Source organism: Weizmannia sp. FSL W8-1119, assembly GCF_038008605.1.
GTDB classification, from domain to species: Bacteria; Bacillota; Bacilli; order Bacillales; family Bacillaceae_C; genus Weizmannia; species Weizmannia coagulans.
Genome location: NZ_JBBOZL010000001.1, coordinates 3,105,413 through 3,122,295 on the forward strand (window position 1 = coordinate 3,105,413; position 16,883 = coordinate 3,122,295).

Annotated in this window: 10 protein-coding genes and 2 pseudogenes; 10 read left to right on the forward strand and 2 right to left on the reverse strand. The window is 43.4% G+C overall.

Annotation, left to right across the window (positions count from 1 at the left end; genetic code table 11):
* The first annotated feature begins 155 nt into the window (after window positions 1-155).
* The 3 genes from NSQ19_RS15155 (at window position 156) to pepT (ending at window position 3,802) form a co-directional block, all read left to right on the forward strand.
* Window positions 156-1,505 carry an MATE family efflux transporter gene (locus NSQ19_RS15155; protein WP_340703127.1) on the forward strand — a complete coding sequence of 450 codons (1,350 nt, stop codon included), beginning with the start codon at window positions 156-158 and terminating at the stop codon, window positions 1,503-1,505.
* Window positions 1,506-1,712: 207 nt separating this feature from the next.
* A complete protein-coding gene (locus NSQ19_RS15160) occupies window positions 1,713-2,507 on the forward strand; it encodes a glycosyltransferase family 8 protein (RefSeq protein WP_118498675.1) in 795 nt (264 codons plus the stop codon).
* Window positions 2,508-2,569: 62 nt separating this feature from the next.
* A complete protein-coding gene (gene pepT / locus NSQ19_RS15165; protein WP_026104792.1) occupies window positions 2,570-3,802 on the forward strand; it encodes a peptidase T in 1,233 nt (410 codons plus the stop codon).
* Between the two features lie 516 nt (window positions 3,803-4,318).
* Here pepT and NSQ19_RS15170 read toward each other — a convergent pair.
* Window positions 4,319-5,821 carry a DHA2 family efflux MFS transporter permease subunit gene (locus NSQ19_RS15170; RefSeq protein ID WP_340703128.1) on the reverse strand — a complete coding sequence of 501 codons (1,503 nt, stop codon included), beginning with the start codon at window positions 5,819-5,821 and terminating at the stop codon, window positions 4,319-4,321.
* 331 nt (window positions 5,822-6,152) lie between these two features.
* Here NSQ19_RS15170 and NSQ19_RS15175 point away from each other — a divergent pair.
* From NSQ19_RS15175 to uraA, 6 genes and pseudogenes are all read left to right on the forward strand, one after another.
* Window positions 6,153-7,650: pseudogene (locus NSQ19_RS15175) on the forward strand (IS5 family transposase).
* Between the two features lie 487 nt (window positions 7,651-8,137).
* A complete protein-coding gene (locus NSQ19_RS15180) occupies window positions 8,138-9,448 on the forward strand; it encodes a transposase family protein (RefSeq protein ID WP_013858128.1) in 1,311 nt (436 codons plus the stop codon).
* A 134-nt stretch (window positions 9,449-9,582) separates the two neighbouring features.
* Window positions 9,583-10,503, forward strand: a complete 921-nt coding sequence (locus NSQ19_RS15185) for a S8 family peptidase (RefSeq protein WP_340703129.1) — start codon at window positions 9,583-9,585, stop codon at window positions 10,501-10,503.
* 12 nt (window positions 10,504-10,515) lie between these two features.
* Window positions 10,516-11,550, forward strand: coding sequence for an SAR2788 family putative toxin (locus NSQ19_RS15190; RefSeq protein ID WP_019720301.1), 1,035 nt, complete (start codon window positions 10,516-10,518; stop codon window positions 11,548-11,550).
* Window positions 11,551-11,571: 21 nt separating this feature from the next.
* Window positions 11,572-12,030, forward strand: coding sequence for a hypothetical protein (locus NSQ19_RS15195; protein ID WP_019720302.1), 459 nt, complete (start codon window positions 11,572-11,574; stop codon window positions 12,028-12,030).
* A 436-nt stretch (window positions 12,031-12,466) separates the two neighbouring features.
* Complete coding sequence (gene uraA, locus NSQ19_RS15200) at window positions 12,467-13,747, forward strand: uracil permease (protein ID WP_340703130.1); 1,281 nt, start codon at window positions 12,467-12,469, stop codon at window positions 13,745-13,747.
* Between the two features lie 211 nt (window positions 13,748-13,958).
* Here the strand turns inward: uraA and poxB are convergent, their stop codons facing one another.
* The gene (gene poxB / locus NSQ19_RS15205; protein ID WP_340703131.1) at window positions 13,959-15,683 is read right to left on the reverse strand and encodes a ubiquinone-dependent pyruvate dehydrogenase; all 1,725 of its coding nucleotides are present in this window, start codon (window positions 15,681-15,683) and stop codon (window positions 13,959-13,961) included.
* A gap of 461 nt (window positions 15,684-16,144) precedes the next feature.
* On the opposite strand from poxB, the pseudogene deoC reads away from it, so the two are divergent.
* Window positions 16,145-16,816 (forward strand): annotated as a pseudogene (gene deoC / locus NSQ19_RS15210) (deoxyribose-phosphate aldolase).
* The last annotated feature ends 67 nt before the right edge of the window (window positions 16,817-16,883 follow it).

Below are 16,883 nucleotides of genomic sequence, written 5' to 3' on the forward strand. Positions count from 1 at the left end.
TCCATAAAAAATTCACGGGTTTTTCCAAAATTCCAATTGACAGTACGGCAATAAAGGCTACAATGTTTCATAGTATTGAAGAATGAACATCCACCAGGCCTGGCAATAAAACCGGTATAAAAGGCTTGGGGTATCATATAAAAGGGGGGAAATTGTTGACAACACAACAGCAATATTACAAAGACCAGACCCTGTTTCAGATTTCTTGGCCGCTCTTTATTGAGCTTTCTTTGCATATGGGGATCGGGATCATCGCAACCCTTATGCTCGGCCACTATGCCGATGATGCGGCTGCCGGGGTGGGCGTGGCCAACCAGCTGTTGAATATGTTTATTCTCATTTTTAATGTCACATCCGTCGGCGCGATTATCCTGATCGGGCAGAATCTTGGTGCCGGGAAAATGAAAGAGGCACGCCAGGTCGCCCATTCCGCTTTCGGTCTGAATTTTTGGTTCGGCCTTGCCGTCGGGCTTTTTGTTTTTCTGTTCGGGCAACTGCTTCTCGGGTTTTTCGACATTCACGGCAAGGTTTATCAATACGCGCTGACATTTGTCAAAATTTGCGGGGCTTCCCTTTTTCTCGAGTCCATCTCCCTCGCTTTAAGCGCAGTGCTGAGAAGCCACGGTTATACGAAGGAGTCGATGCTTGTCACCGTTTTAATGGATTTAATCAGCATCTTCGGGAACATTTTGGCCATTACGGGCATTTTCGGGCTCCCGGTTACAGGCGTCATCGGGGTATCGTGGGCCATTGTGGTTGCCCGCGTTTTTGCGGTATCGGCGCTTCTTTTCCTTGTCTACCGCAGGCTCGCGTTGAAAATGGGCATCCGTGATATCATTTCTATAAAGAAAGAAGATATCCGTGCATTGCTTGAGATCGGAATTCCCTCGGCCGGCGAAAATTTTTCCTACCAGTTTTCCCAGCTGGTGATTACCGGGTTTATCGCCGTACTCGGGGAAGCATCCTTGGCTGCGCGCGTTTATTTAAATAATATTTCGATGATCTGTTATCTGTTTACCCTTGCCATTGCATCCGGCACCCAGCTGCTTGTCGCCCGGTATGTCGGTGCGAAAACGTATGAACGCGCCCTGAAGCGCGGGATGAAAACTTTAAAGATTGCAATGATGGCTTCTTTTTTTACTTCGCTTGTGATTGCGCTCATCGGCTCGCCTGTTTTGCACGTGTTTACGAAAAGCGAAGACATTCTCGCCGTCAGCATCCCGATTCTTTGGGCCATTGTTTTTACAGAACCGGGGCGGGCCATGAATATCGTGCTGATGAGTTCCCTGAAATCAGCAGGCGATGTCCGCTTCCCGGTCATGATTGGCATTTTTTCCATGTGGGTATTTGCAGCCGGTTTAAGCTATGTCCTTGGGGTGCATTTCGGCCTTGGGCTGCTCGGCATTTGGATTGCACAGGGCATTGACGAATGGTTCCGGGGCATCTTTGCCACCCGGCGCTGGCTTTCAAAGCCTTGGGAAAGACTGTCGCTTCTCAGAGCCTGACCATTTTAATGGCAGGCTTTTTTTCTGTGGAAACGCCGGAGGGTGCACGGTTTCTACAGGCATCATGCACTGTTTCCCTGCAAGCGGGCAGCCAGGATTGTACGGTGAAAAAAGGCTCATCTTTCCGGAACCCAAAAGGTTTGTTTGCGGAAAAGGAAACCTGTATCATGGAAGTAGTTGAAACTACAGCCAAAAGGTGGAAAAGCCATGAATATCCTTGTTACGTTAAATGAAAATTACCTCCCTCCCCTGAAAGTGTTAATAAACTCTCTTATCCAAAACAATCCCGAAGAAGAGTTTTCGATCTACCTGCTACATTCCACCATTTCTGAAGAAAAACTTTCCGGGCTGCATCACTATATTGAAGAGAAAGGGCACCATTTTTTCCCGGTGCGGATTCCGCCGGATCTGTTTAAAGATGCGCCGGTCCTCAGGCATTACACTTCAGAAATGTACTACCGGCTTACTGCCCACTTGTTTTTGCCGGAGCATCTTGACAGGATTCTTTATCTCGATCCCGATATCGTCTGTATCAACCCCGCCGCCGCATTTTATTACTCAGATTTTGAAGGGCATTTTTTTATTGCATCCGAACATGAGCACTCGGCAAAAAAGGCCCGCCTGATCAATAAACTGCGCCTACGGACCCCGAATGCAAAAGGGTATTTTAACACCGGCGTCCTCCTTATGAATTTGGAATTGATCCGGCAACATGTGAAAGTGGAGGAAATCTTTCAATTCATTGAGGAAAATAAACTGAAGCTGCTCCTGCCCGACCAGGACGTATTCAATGCCCTGTTCTGGAACAAAATAAAACCTGCCGAAAGCTACCGGTATAACTATGACGCCCGTTTTTTTGAACGTGCCGCATTTATTAAAAAACAGGACATAGAGTGGATTAAAAAGCACACCGTATTTATCCATTATTGCGGAAAAGACAAACCATGGCATCCCAACTACAAATATGCGCTCGGAACTTTTTACCAAAAATATTGCGAATAAATACAAGCTTTTGGGCCGGGTTTGGTAAAATATAGACATACCGAAAATGAGGAGTGAAGATAATGAAAGAAGCGTTAATGAAAAGATTTACTACATACGTTAAGGTCGACACACAGTCTAACGAAGAGAGTGTCCATTGCCCTTCCACAGACGGGCAATGGACACTCCTTCGCATGCTTCGCGATGAGCTGGAATCGATCGGCATGGAGGAAGTCCATCTGGATGAAAACGGCTATCTTTTTGCCACTTTGCCTGGCAATACAGATAAAGAAGTCCCGGTCATCGGATTTTTGGCACATGTCGACACGGCGACAGATTTTACGGGAAAAAACGTCAACCCGCAGATTATCGAAAACTATGACGGGAAGGCCATCGTTTTGAACAAAGAGCAAGGGGTTGTCCTATCTCCGGATGAATACCCGAACTTAAAAAATTATATCGGCCAGACTTTGATTACAACGGACGGCACGACGCTGCTCGGCGCCGATGACAAAGCCGGCGTGGCGGAGATTATGACGGCCATGGACTATTTGCTGAAGCACCCTGAAATCAAACACGGCAAAATTAGGGTCGCCTTTACCCCGGATGAAGAGATCGGCAGAGGGCCGCATAAATTTGATGTGAAAACGTTCGGTGCCGATTTTGCCTATACGATGGATGGCGGCCCGCTCGGTGAACTCGAATATGAAACGTTTAACGCCGCTTCCGCTAAAATTACAGTCCGCGGCAATAATATCCACCCTGGGAGCGCAAAGGGGAAAATGGTCCATTCGGCAAAAATTGCGATGGAACTGCACAACCTCCTGCCCGAGGATGAAGTGCCGGAACGGACGGAAGGTTATGAAGGATTTTATCATCTCCTGTCCATCCACGGAGATGTCGAGCAAACAAAACTGTACTACATTATCCGCGACCATGACCGCGAAAAATTCGAGGCAAAAAAGGCAAACCTCCAGTCGATTGTCAACCGCTTAAAAGAAAAATACGGCGAAGATAACATTACACTGGAATTGGCTGACCAATATTACAACATGAAAGAAAAAATTGAACCGGTAAAGGAAATTGTCGATATTGCGCATGACGCCATGAAGAGCCTTGGCATTGAGCCGGTCATCTCTCCTGTCCGCGGCGGCACGGACGGGTCACAGCTGTCTTACATGGGGCTACCGACACCAAACATTTTTGCCGGCGGGGAAAACATGCACGGCAAATACGAATACGTTTCAGTGGAAACAATGGAAAAAGCCGTCCAAGTCATTGTTGAAATTGCAAAACGGTTTGAAGCAAGAGCGTAAACAAAACAGCCGATATTTCGACTGCCGGGGCTTTTAAAAAGGCCAGAAATGAAAAAAACCGTTGGAATAGGTGAATTTCCAGCGGTTTTTTTGTATTTAGGGCTTGCTGAATAAGCGAGATTCCTAGATTTGGCAAGGATGCTGACAGCTTTGGCGATCATTTAAATGCAAGGGTTTACAACAAATCCAGGGAAATGCCTGCACGCGAAAGCCGATTCAACGTCCGGAGAAGATCAAATCACCCCTTTTCGCAAATGGATTCTTCTATATTTTGAGACAGAGGTTGCAGATAAATTGGGCACAAACTCAGCGTCGGATTCGTTCAGCAAGCCCTATTTATATTTTTCCACCAAAACCAAACAGGCATTTGCAGAGATTTTAAAATCATTTCAGAGAGGGCTAGTTTGAACACCCCGCTGCACCAGAATAAAAAGGCAGGCCTCTTTCATGCCGTTGGACAAGATAAAAAGGTGTCCTTTCGCCAGCTACTGCCGGCTTTAGGACACCGCGTTTTGATTATGATTCCGTTATCGGTTTTACCTGCTGGGCTGTATTTTCCGGAAGGCTGTCGCGCGGGATGGTTTTCCGGATAAAGAAAGCAAGAATAAAGGCAATCACAGCCAGGTAGGTGGCAACCATAAAGGCATCATTGATCCCCATCACCGTTCCCTGCCTTGCAGCAAGCGCCGCATGAATTTTATCCGCAGGGGAAATTTGACTGGAGACCATAATATCCTTCGTATGCGCAATCCCTTTATTCGTCATGACCGAGACAAAAAAGGCCGTCCCGACAGCGCCTGCTACCATCCTGAAGGTGTTCACCATCGCAGTGCCGTATTTATTCATCGCAAGCGGCAGGTCATTCAACCCGGCCGTAAAGATCGGCATCATCAAAATAGAAATCCCGAAACTACGGATCGTATAAATGGTGACGACATAAGTAAAAGATGTATCCAATTTCAGACGGGTCAATGCAAAAGTAGTCACAATGGTAATGGCAAGCCCGATTAAAGCAAGCCATTTTGCACCATAGCGGTCAAACAGCCGCCCTGTAATCGGCGACATAATCCCCATGATGACCCCGCCCGGCAAAAGCATCAGCCCGGACATAAGCGGCGAGAAACCACGCACGTTTTGCATATAAATCGGCATTAAAATCATGCCCGAAAACAATGCCATCGTCACAATAATATTAATCGCCATCGTTAGCGTAAACACCGGATAACGGAAAATGCGGAATTCCAAAATCGGATGGTCTATGACCCACTGGCGCCAGACAAACAAGCCGAAAGCAATCACCCCGACTGCCAGCGTCGTCATTACTTCCACACTGTCCCAGCCTTTCGTGCCGCCGGTTGAAAATCCGTATAAAATACCGCCGAAACCGAGCGAAGACAAAATGACACCGATTTTATCGAGTTTCGGCCGGCTCGTTTCCGTCACATTTTTTACAAAAACAAAAGCGAAAATTAAGTCAATGATTGCGATCGGCAAAATAATGAAAAACAGCGTCCGCCACGAGTGGTTTTCCACAATCCACCCGGAAAGCGTCGGCCCGATTGCCGGTGCAAAGTTCATTGCGACGCCGAAAATCCCCATTGCAAAACCGCGCCGGTCAGGTGGAAACAGCACGAAAATGACGTTTGTCATCAGCGGAAAAATAATCCCCGCTCCGGCCGCCTGGACCACCCGGCCAATGAGCAGCACAGAAAACCCTGGTGCGACTGCACAAATCAGCGTCCCCACCGCAAACAGCCCAATGGAGAACAAAAACAGCTGTCTTGTTGTAAATCGGCTCATAAGGTACGCCGTGACCGGAATGACAATCCCGTTTGTGAGCATGTAAATCGTAGAAAGCCAGTTTGCCGTAGAAGCGGAAATGTGTAAATGATTCATAATTTGCGGGAGGGCAACATTAATCAGCGTCTGGTTTAAAAACGCCACCAGTGCGCCAGCCATCATCACCGCAAAAAAAGGGACAATCCTGATAGAACTATTTTTTGTATTCATTGTTTCCATTCCAATCCCCCATTCATGATGTTAGTGTAAACGTTGTATACCGGAACTATGCCGGAAATGCAGATGGTTTTTCGTTTGGCAGAAGTTTTGAAGAAAACTCCCGCCACTCAAGCGGGAGAAAGAAAGCGTTTCAATTATTTAGAGAGGGTAAACTTTCGGTACTCTAACTATTTTATTCATTTTATGCTGGAAGTCAAGAGAAAAGTTTACTTAATTAGGGATTGCTGAATAAACAAAAATTTGACAAGGATTTTGGCTACTTTTGTCTAATATAAAGTGTAAGGATTTTATAGGAAACGTGTAAAAAACCTTGCACTTGGAGGCCGCTACGATGTACAAAAAGACCGAACATCAATTAACTTTTGTAGAAGATTTTTTTCTACCATTCGGTGGAAAATTAAATAAAGAAAATCGCTGGGTCCGTCTTGCTGAATTAATCCCTTGGTGGGCTGAAGAAAAGTATGCCAAGTCCTTCAAGAAAAAATTCAAAGGTGAAAAGGCTTATTCTGTCAGAGTTGCTCTTGGGGCTCTCTATATCAAAGAACGGCTTGGGCTATCTGACCGGGAAACAGTCGAACAGATCACGGAAAACCCGTATCTTCAGTATTTTATCGGGTTGCCTGAATTCCGGAAAAAGCCCCATTCGATCATTCTCTGATGACTCGTTTTAGAAAACGTTTGGGTGCAAACATCATCAATGAACTGAATGAATGGATTGTTCTGGAAGAACAAGAACGCCAATCGGAAGAAGCATCTAAAGAAAATGACAACGATGATGATCATCAACCTTCCGGTTCTGCTTCGGAAAAGAATTCAACTGGATCAGCGTCTCCTAAAATGAAGAACAAAGGAAAGCTCATTCTGGAAGCAACCTGTGCACCGGCTAATATTGCTTACCCTACTGACCTGGGGCTATTGAACGAAGCTCGTGAGAAACTGGAACATATCATTGATGTACTGCATGAACCGCACAAAGGAAAGTTACAAAATCCACGGACCTACAGAAAAAGGGGCCTGTAAGGACTATCTTTCTGTCGCTAAGCAACGCAAAGCTGGTGTCTGGAAAATCCGGAAAGCTGTCGGCAAACAACTCGGATATGTGAAATGGAATCTGGAGATCATTGGAAATCTCATTACCCAAAGCTCTCTGTCTCTTTTGAGTAAAGATGAATACCGACAACTCCTCGTGATTCATGAACTATACTGCCAACAGGCAGGAATGTACAAAAAGAAAACCCATCGGATTGACCACCGGATTGTGTGCATTTCCCAGCCGCATGTCCGTCCAATTGTGCGTGGCAAGGCAAAAGCGAACGTGGTATTCGGCTCAAAAGTCGCCATTAGCGTTGTAGATGGCTATGCCTTGATTGAGCAACTCGACTGGGAAAATTACAATGAAGGGATCACCCTTAGAGAATCTATTGAGAACTACTACTGAGAACTACTACAACCGGTTCGGATTTTATCCAGAAGCGATTTTAGCAGATAAAATCTACCGAAACCGTCACAACCTGGCATACTGCAAATCTCTTGGCATTCGTCTGAGTGGGCCAAGGTTGGGACGCCCATCCAAAACGGAAGACAAAACCTTAGAACGCGTGGCAAGGCAGGATGCCTCCGAACGTAATGCCGTTGAAAGCAAATTTGGCGAAGGCAAGCGCAAGTATGGGCTAGGCCTTATTCGAGCACGCCTTCAGGAGACCAGTGAAACAGTAGTAGCCCTTCAATTCCTTATAATGAATCTGGAGCGGAAGCTCAGGGTTCTTTTTTTGAAATTTTTACACAACACTATTTTATATTTTAATAACCGCAATTTGGCTTGTATCTGACAGAATCTGATTCGTTCAGCAAGCCCTATTTAAGAGATTCAATTAAATATTCTAAAAAAAAACAAAAAACTGTGTTGACAAAAAAAACAGTCTTGCTATAAAATATAATTCATTGAAAGGGGGGAACAATATTTCAAAATGGTTTAAGATGTTTGTTTTTGTATTAGTAGTGTTTGTATTAATATTCGGATCTATTGGACTTATTAGCATTAAAATCTCTAAAAAAAACTATCAGAAAGGAAGGGAACATCAAAATAGTACAAATTGTATACAACCCTTTAAGAATGCCAGCTCTGAGGAGTAAAAATTTTTCGTGATAATTTAACTATTCCCCCCAAAAATGCGGCTAAATATGTAATAATTTAAATAATTAGAGCTTGCTGGACGAATATTTTGGCATGGCTTAGTGACAAGTCGAATACAAGCTAAAATTTGATTCGTTCAGCAAGCCCTAATTAAACTTGGCTGTTTTGAGGGGGTTTTTATTTTGGTTACTAGAAAAGAAAAAAGAAATCGTGAAAAAGAAGCAAATTATTTTTTCGAGTTCCTTAAAATTCAGAAGCATTTTTTCAAAGACCTGATGAATAACCTAAAAAAGGTAGCAGACCACCGACATCAAAGCTATATCACTTATGGTCCAGAGGTCCTTTTATTTACGATGATGTTGAAAAATATGACCGGCCTAAAATCCATGAGAAACATGAGTGAGAGTTTTAATAAAGAAGAATGTATTAAAAATGTAGGGAAGGTGTTAGGCTTAGATTCTCTTGAAGAACTTCCACATTATGATACAATTAACGACTTTTTATCTGGCTTAGATGTAAATGAATTAGAAAAAATTAGAACGTATATGATTAAAGAATTATTGAAAAAAAGGTCTCTCGAGTCTTATCGAATTGAAGGAAAGTACTGGGGTGTCATCATTGATGGAACTGGATTACACACCTTTCATGAGAAACATTGTAAACACTGCCTGAGACGGGCATATACAAATAAAGAAACAGGAGAAACGAACGTACTTTATATGCACCATGTACTTGAAGCCAAGCTTGTCGTGGGGGATATGGTCTTCAGTATTGCCTCCGAATTTATCGAAAATGAATCAGAAAATGTTTCTAAGCAAGATTGTGAATTAAAAGCCTTCGACAGGCTGGCAAAGAAAATAAAAAAAATATTTAAAAGACTACCGATTTGTATCTTGGGAGATAGTCTCTATGCATGTGAAACGGTATTTAATCTGTGCAGGGCGCACAAATGGAAATATATATGCAGATTTAAGGAAGGGAGAATTAAAAGTATCTCGACGGAGTTTAAGGCAATAAAAGAGCTGGAACAAAGTAAGGATCAGAATTCATTAGTTTGGGTGAATGATATTGCCTACAAAGACAGAACGGTCAATCTGATGGAGGCCACAATGAAAACAGAGGATGGGAAATCGAAAGAGTATGTATTTATAACGGATATTAAAATCACGAAAAAGAACGTGGAACGACTCATCGCTGCAGGAAGAAGCCGCTGGAAGATTGAAAATCAAGGATTTAACGAACAAAAAAATAATCGTTACAATATAGAACATGCCAATAGCCAAAACTACACAGCCATGAAAAATCATTATTTATTAGTTCAAATAACAGATATTATTAGACAGCTGTTTGAAAAAGGTTCGTCAATCTTAAAAGCACTCAAAAAAACGGCAAAAGAAAAATCCTCAAATCTGTTGGAATCGTTTCGGACACGCATTTTAACAGACGAGGATTTCACCCATTTAAGTAAGCCAATACAAGTAAGGTTTACTTAATGGTTATATTATAGCAAAGGATGTGATGTAAAAAAAGGTTTTTTTGAAGTTATCCACAATTTTAAAAAAGAAATTTGCAAATTCGGCTCTTTTTGACTTTGAAAGCAGAAAAAATAGATGGAAAAATTTTCTAAATGTGGATAAGTCATTTTATCATAAAACATCTAAAAATTGATGAATTTACTCTTCAGAACTGTAAGAATGCAAAACAAGTTGACGATCTTACCCTGCTTAAAAGAAATGCTAATAAACAAATAACTCCATGGGGTGTAAAGGCAACAATAAAAAGAGGATTGAATATTAAAAATGGAGTTAAAGTCGCAATTCTTGACAGCGGAATTAAAAAAAATCATCCTGATCTACAAAATGTAGTTATAAAAGAATTTGATGCAATTAATTCGATAAGTTCAAGCAAAACTGAAGATGTTTTGGGACATGGAACAGCTGTTGCCGGAATAATTGCTGCACAAGATAATAGTATCGGTGTAATTGGGGTAAATCCTGACTCTATATTATATTCTGTTAAAGTTTTAGACGAAAAAGGCAAAGGGACATTGGAATCAGTAGTAAAAGGAATAAATTGGTGTATTGAACAACATGTCAATATTATTAACATTAGTTTTGGCTTTAAGGCGGATTCTGATATGTTACGAAAAACTGTAAATAAAGCTATAAATTCCGGAATAATTGTAGTTGCTGCTGCTGGAAATAACTATATTGGGAATGCCGATTTTCCCGCAAGATATAAAAATGTTATTTCAGTAGGTTCTCTCGATCAGAATTACAATTTACTTAACTTTTCATTGAAAGGTAAAGTGGATGTCGTAGCACCAGGAAAGGATATATTAAGTACCAATATTCACAATTCCTATTCTTTATATAACGGCACCTCTATGTCTGCGGCTTTTGTAACAGGATTGTTTTCACTATTAATTGGTAGCGGCTACGATATGACATCCCATGCGAAGGTTATGACAACTATTAAAAAGAAAAGCATATCAATTAAAAAGCTTCAATGTAAATCAAAGTATGACTACAGGATGTTAATTTATTAAGGGGTGAGAAAAATGAGGAGTCTACGTTTCATTAGTTGCATTATTGTAGTAATAATTTTCTTGAGTCTTTTACCTCAAAAAGCAACATTTGCCGATAACTCCATAAATATGAATGAAATAAATTCTAAGAACATTGAAAAGTCACTTGAAGAACAAGGTATAGATAGCAGTCAAGTAAAAGTATCTGATACTGCCAATTCAATCACATTAAAAGTAAGCACAGACATTAATAGCGAGAGTGCAGAGCGCAATAATATCGACTTTGGTGAAAACTCGTCAAAAGATATAGAAGATAGTACTGGAAATTCTGAGTATAATAATGCTACATTAGAAAGTGATATATCTGAGAAAAATTTTGATTTTACTGATGATACTTCTAATAACATAACAGAAATACAAGATGATGTCGATAAAGCAACAGTAACTGCAGAGTTGGATAAAGATACAAACAAAGTTACTTTAACTTCCAAGGAAACAGAACATGGTGGCAATACCTTAACAAAGAAATATGCTGTTGAAATAGAAGATGCTTATGGTGACAAAATTAAAGCAGTATTTATCGACTTAGATACAGATAAAAAATATTACTTTGATAATAATGTTGCCGAAGCATCGTTTGCATTTTTAATTCCGATAGGAGTTGAAATAGGTGAAGTATTACTTTCACATTTGTTAGCTGCTTCTTTAGCAGTAACCATATCTGGAGCTACATATATTGCATACTCCGAGTTTATAAAAAAGAGAAACAAAAACTATCATTATTTTAAAGCGTACCTTGATAAGAAAAAAGGCTTATTTATTGGTGATGGAATTTCCCGATCAAAAGCGGTGAGCAGGTTGAAAAGCCATGATAATACTTGGTCCGACAGTAAAGAGCGTGCTAAATCTATTGCAAAGAGCGCCAGCCCTATAGGAAAAGTTACTGCGGCAGAGAAAGATTCGAATGGCAAGAACAAATTTTATCATTATCATCCAGTTACTGGGTATAAACATGGAAAAAGCATACGTCTAGCAGGTGCCCATTCTTTTTTCGGTGCCCCTAGTTAAATGAGTTGAGGAGTGGTAAGTTTGATATATATAGACAAAAATCCCAAAAATAAGGTATATAAAGATTTAATCGATTTTGCATTTGAAAGATGTGATATATTTCATTTGGTGATTCGAAAAGAATTTGGTCCACTGAATGATTACGATCCTGTATTAAATGAATTGCATCCTTTTCTAAAAGAAAAGAAAGAAACATCTAAATGGGCAGGGACTGAGTTGGATGGTGAAACGGCGTATGTATATTATTATTCCGCAAATGAACTGTCAAAGGATAAAATTCTAAAGTTTTCTAAATCCCTGTTCGGATGGGAACAGCCAATACTCCCTGAGGATCTTTCTTTTTACAAATCGGAGAATCCATGGCTGGTGAGTATTGCACATGAACAAATGGCTTATATATTGACCGATGACCAGTATGAAATGGATCGTTTAAGAAAAATAAAAGGCCTTCGCATAAGTTTCGAAGAGGACGGAGAGTAAAGCATCTGCCTTTTAAAAGGTGGTGTTATTCCAAGGAAAGATGACTTGAGGATTTGTATGATGGCTCCTTTTTCCAGAGGGCAATCATCGCTCAACAGGTTATCGGGAAAAGAACTTTCTAAACAGCCAACACCAGTCCGATAAAGCGCCGGGAAAGGGGGCACCATGGCGATAGAAAACTTGGCACATCCCGCGGTTCAAAAGCCGGCAAATGCAAAATAAGAATTGACAAACCCGGCTGGAACTGCCATAATAGCAAGGACAAAAGATGAATGAATGCCTTTAAAACAGTCCCGTGAGGCTGGCAAGGTTCCGGATAAATGTGCACTTCCATGCACCTTGCTTTCATTCGGGCAAGGTGCTTTCTTTTTGCCAAAAGGGCACTTCCTGGAAAACCCCTGCCTCGCATTTTACCAATCCATTGAGGGGGAGAAATATGGAACAGCATGAAATTCAAGTTAACCAAAAACTACCTTTTCTCAAAAGCCTGCCGCTAAGTTTTCAGCATTTGTTTGCCATGTTCGGTTCAACCGTTCTCGTTCCTGTCCTGTTTAAAATTGATCCTGCGACCATTTTATTCATGAACGGGATCGGGACGCTGCTTTATATCCTGATCACAAAAGGAAAAATCCCGGCTTATCTCGGGTCCAGCTTTGCTTTCATCTCGCCGGTATTTGCCGTTCTTGCAAAACATGCGGGCCTTACCGGATACAGTTACGCATTGGGCGGATTCCTTGCAGTCGGCATTATTCTTGTCATCACTGCGCTTATCGTTAAAATTGCCGGCACGGGCTGGATTGAGGTTGTCTTTCCGCCTGCTGCAATGGGCGCGATCGTAGCCGTTATCGGGCTCCAGCTTGTCCCGACCGCTGCCCAGATGGCAGGCCTTGTCCAGTCGGGTGCTTCCGTGAAACACTGGAGCCCGGACCCGCAGACCATCACGGTTTCCTTATTAACACTTGCCATTACAGTAGTCTGCTGGGTCACCCTGCGCGGCTTTCTTAAAATCATTCCGATCTTAATCGGGATCATTTGCGGCTACTTGATTTCCCTGGCATTCGGGATTGTCGACCTCAAACCCGTCCAGGAGGCAGCCTGGATTTCATTGCCAACGTACTATCCAATCAAACTGAACTGGTCCGACATCATGATGATTGCGCCGGCAGCGCTCGTCATCATTCCGGAACATATCGGCCACTTAATCGTTACAGGCAATATTGTCAAAAAAGATTTAACCAAGGACCCCGGGCTTGACCGGTCTTTGCTCGGAAACGGAATTTCCACAATTATATCCAGTTTTGTCGGTGCCACGCCAAATACGACGTACGGCGAAAATATCGGTGTGCTCGCAATTACGCGTGTCTACTCAACATGGGTGATCGGCGGTGCTGCGGTCCTCGCCATTATCCTTTCCTTCTGCGGAAAATTGGCGGCGCTCATTTCATCGATTCCGCAGCCGGTTATGGGCGGCATCTCTCTACTCTTGTTCGGCGTCATTGCGGCAAGCGGCCTGCGGATGCTTGTCGAACAAAAAGTGGATTACGGAAAATCACAAAATTTGATTCTGACCTGCCTTGTTCTCGCTGTCGGCTTAAGCGGCGCAACGATCAATATCGGTACCGCCTCATTAAGCGGGATGGGGCTTGCAACAGTTGTCGCCATTATCGCAAGCCTGTTCTTTAAACTGCTGAATTTGCTCCATTTGGAAAACGAATAACTAAAAAGGGGCGCCCCAAAAGCCTGAAACTGGCGGATGGGGCGCCCCTTCTGTAATATTGGGCGGTGCGCGGAAACCTGCATACCATTTGCCGGGCCCGCTTTTCCGGCAGCTTTTCGGCGGCCACAAGCACCATTCAAAAATACGAAAAAACCCTTATTTAAAAGAAAAAGCCCGGTTTCCCATGACGGATACCGGGCTTTTTCTTTGATTATCGGATCAAGTTCGTTTTAGCCAAATCAATTAATTCATTGGCACGGCCGTTTAATACGGCTTTCAGCATCCACAGCGTAAAGCCGTGTGCTTGTTCATACGTAATTTTAGGCGGCAGGGACAATTCCTGGCGGTTTACGACAACATCAATCACGGCCGGGCCGTCATGTTCAAATGATTCACGGAGTGCCCCTTCCAGATCAGCCGGGTCTTCCACACGGATCCCCTTCATGCCCATCGCTTCGGCAATGGCTGCATAGTTCGGGCTGTCAAGGCCTGTTCCGGTTTCCGGATAGCCGGCTGCTTTCATTTCCAGTTCAACAAAGCTTAATGCCGTGTTGTTAAAGACAACGACTTTAACTGGCAGTTTATGTTGGCGGAGCGTTAACATGTCACCCATCAGCATGGACAGGCCGCCGTCCCCGCTGAGTGAAACAATTTGTTTGCCAGGTTGTGCAACAGCCGCGCCGATCGCTTGTGGAAGCGCATTGGCCATCGTACCGTGGTTGAATGAACCGAGCAGGCGCCGTTTTCCGTTCATTTGCACGTAACGCGCCGCCCACAATGTCGGTGTACCGACATCGCAAGTGAAGATGGCATCTTCATCCGCCAAATCACTGACCAGTTTTGTCAAATATTGCGGGTGGATCGGTTTGCGTCCCGGTTTGCCAACAGCCAATTTATCAAGATCTTCTCTTACTTTTTGATAAGCTTTGACATGTTTTTCAAGATGCTTGCTGCTGTCTTTTTCCTGAATCATTGGCAGCAAAGCTTCAACCGTATCTTTTACATCCCCGACAACGCCGAGTGTCAGCGGTGTCCGGCGTCCCAGATGTTCGGAACGGATGTCGACCTGCAACACTTTTGCGTTTTTCGGATAGAATTGGCGGTACGGGAAGTCTGTGCCGAGCATCAGCAGCGTATCGCATTCCATCATGGCGTCATAGCCGGAAGAATATCCGATCAAACCTGTCAGCCCGGCAAAGTAAGGATTATCGTATTCCAAAAATTCTTTGCCGCGCAGCGCGACAACCATTGGCGATTTCAGTTTGTTGCACAGTTCCATAATTTCGTCATGGGCACCCTGGCAACCCGCACCGCAAAGCAGCGTTACTTTTTTCCCGTCGTTTAAGTAAGAAGCAAGCTGTGTTAAATCTTCTTCTGACGGTTTCACGACCGGTTTGGCAACATGGACCGGTACTTGCGGCACTGCTACGTTGTCATCCAGGCCTGCAACATCACCAGGCAAAACAAGAACGGAGACGCCTTGGTTTGCGACCGCCTGTTGCATCGCCATATTTACCATTAAAGGCATTTGTTCCGGGCGTTGTACTGTTTCAATAAAATGCGCACAGTCTTTGAAAATCAATTCAGGCCGTGTTTGTTGGAAATACTCGCTTCCGATTTCACTGCTCGGAATATGGGCGGCAATCGCCAATACCGGCACACGCGAACGGTTGCAGTCATACAGCCCATTGATAAGGTGCAAGTTTCCAGGGCCGCTGCTGCCTGCGCAAACCGCAATGCTGTTATTTAAGGTAGCCTCTGCGCCGGCTGCAAAAGCGGCCACTTCTTCATGGCGCACGCCGACCCATTCAATCCGCCCGGAACGCCGGATGGAGTCGAGCACTGCATTTAAAGAGTCCCCGACGATCCCATAAATTCTTTTTACACCTGCATTTAATAATGAATCAATCAGCAAATCCGCTATCGTTTTTGCCATTTGTCAATCCCCTTCTTTTCCATTTATTTTTCGTTAGTATCCCCTAAATGCCGGCTTTCAATCTCCTAATTCCTTTATCCGCATTGCGGCAAACCTGGCCAATGATCCCTTCTTTCTCCGCTGTTCTTGCACCCTTCGGCATTTGGCATACAAACTGTTATAGTAAAAAATAAATCTGTACTATATTTGTTCATAAAAAGTTCACATTTATATATTAAACCTATATATGCGGTAAAAACAAGGTTTTTGCATGAAAAAAATTATAAAATGCTTGTTTTGCACAAAACTGTATTAGTCCATATGTAAAAGATATTAATACACATTTTTAAAGCGATTGCATTTTTGCCCGCTGCCGCAAAATAGACAAACCCTTTCACATGCAATTTGCGTTATGACGATATTGATGGATGATGAAAGGAAGGAAGAATATGAAACATTACACAATCGACCAGCTGGCACAGATGATTGACCATACCCATTTAAAGCCGTTCGCGGATCAAGCGGCAATGGAATCACTTTGCAGGGAGGCGCAACAGCTCCATTTTAAAATGGTGGCGATCCACTCCGTCCAAACCGCCCTTTGCAAACACTTGCTGGAGGGTACGGATATCCATGTCGGCGCAGCCATTTCTTTCCCGCTCGGGCAGACCACGCTTGAAACCAAGGTATTTGAAACACAAGATGCGATCAAATACGGGGCAGACGAAATTGACTATGTCGTGAATCGGTCTGAAGTGAAAAATAAAAATTACCGTTATATTGAAAAAGAGATGGAAACCATTGCGGGCATTTGCAGGGAAGAAGGCGTCATTTCAAAAGTGACCTTTTAAAACTGCTATTTGGAAAAAGATGAAATCGAGGCGCTGGCCCGGATTGCCGGAAAAGTGAAGCCCGATTTTATCAAGACTTCTACCGGGTTTGGAACAGGCGGGGCCACGATAGAAGATGTCAAGTTAATGAAAGAAATTGCCGGGGACGGCGTAAAAGTAAAGGCTGCAGGCGGCATACGCGACGCCGAAGCGTTCCTTGCGATGATCAAAGCAGGCGCCGAACGGATCGGCACAAGTTCCGGCGTACAAATCATGGCCAGTCTCCGTGCAAAAGCAACAGATGGCCTGATAACGATCGATTAAAGAAAATCCCCGTGCCTAAGCCGCCTTGGCCTGTTTCCGGCCCTGGCGGCAGCACGATTTTTTGCTT

Bases quoted from the DNA above. Each gene is read 5' to 3' on its own strand.
- NSQ19_RS15160 (WP_118498675.1), top strand. From the start codon at position 1,713: ATGAATATCCTTGTTACGTTAAATGAAAATTACCTCCCTCCCCTGAAA.
- pepT (WP_026104792.1), top strand. From the start codon at position 2,570: ATGAAAGAAGCGTTAATGAAAAGATTTACTACATACGTTAAGGTCGAC.
- NSQ19_RS15170 (WP_340703128.1), bottom strand. From the start codon at position 5,821: ATGGAAACAATGAATACAAAAAATAGTTCTATCAGGATTGTCCCTTTT.
- NSQ19_RS15185 (WP_340703129.1), top strand. From the start codon at position 9,583: ATGTGGATAAGTCATTTTATCATAAAACATCTAAAAATTGATGAATTT.
- NSQ19_RS15190 (WP_019720301.1), top strand. From the start codon at position 10,516: ATGAGGAGTCTACGTTTCATTAGTTGCATTATTGTAGTAATAATTTTC.
- uraA (WP_340703130.1), top strand. From the start codon at position 12,467: ATGGAACAGCATGAAATTCAAGTTAACCAAAAACTACCTTTTCTCAAA.
- poxB (WP_340703131.1), bottom strand. From the start codon at position 15,683: ATGGCAAAAACGATAGCGGATTTGCTGATTGATTCATTATTAAATGCA.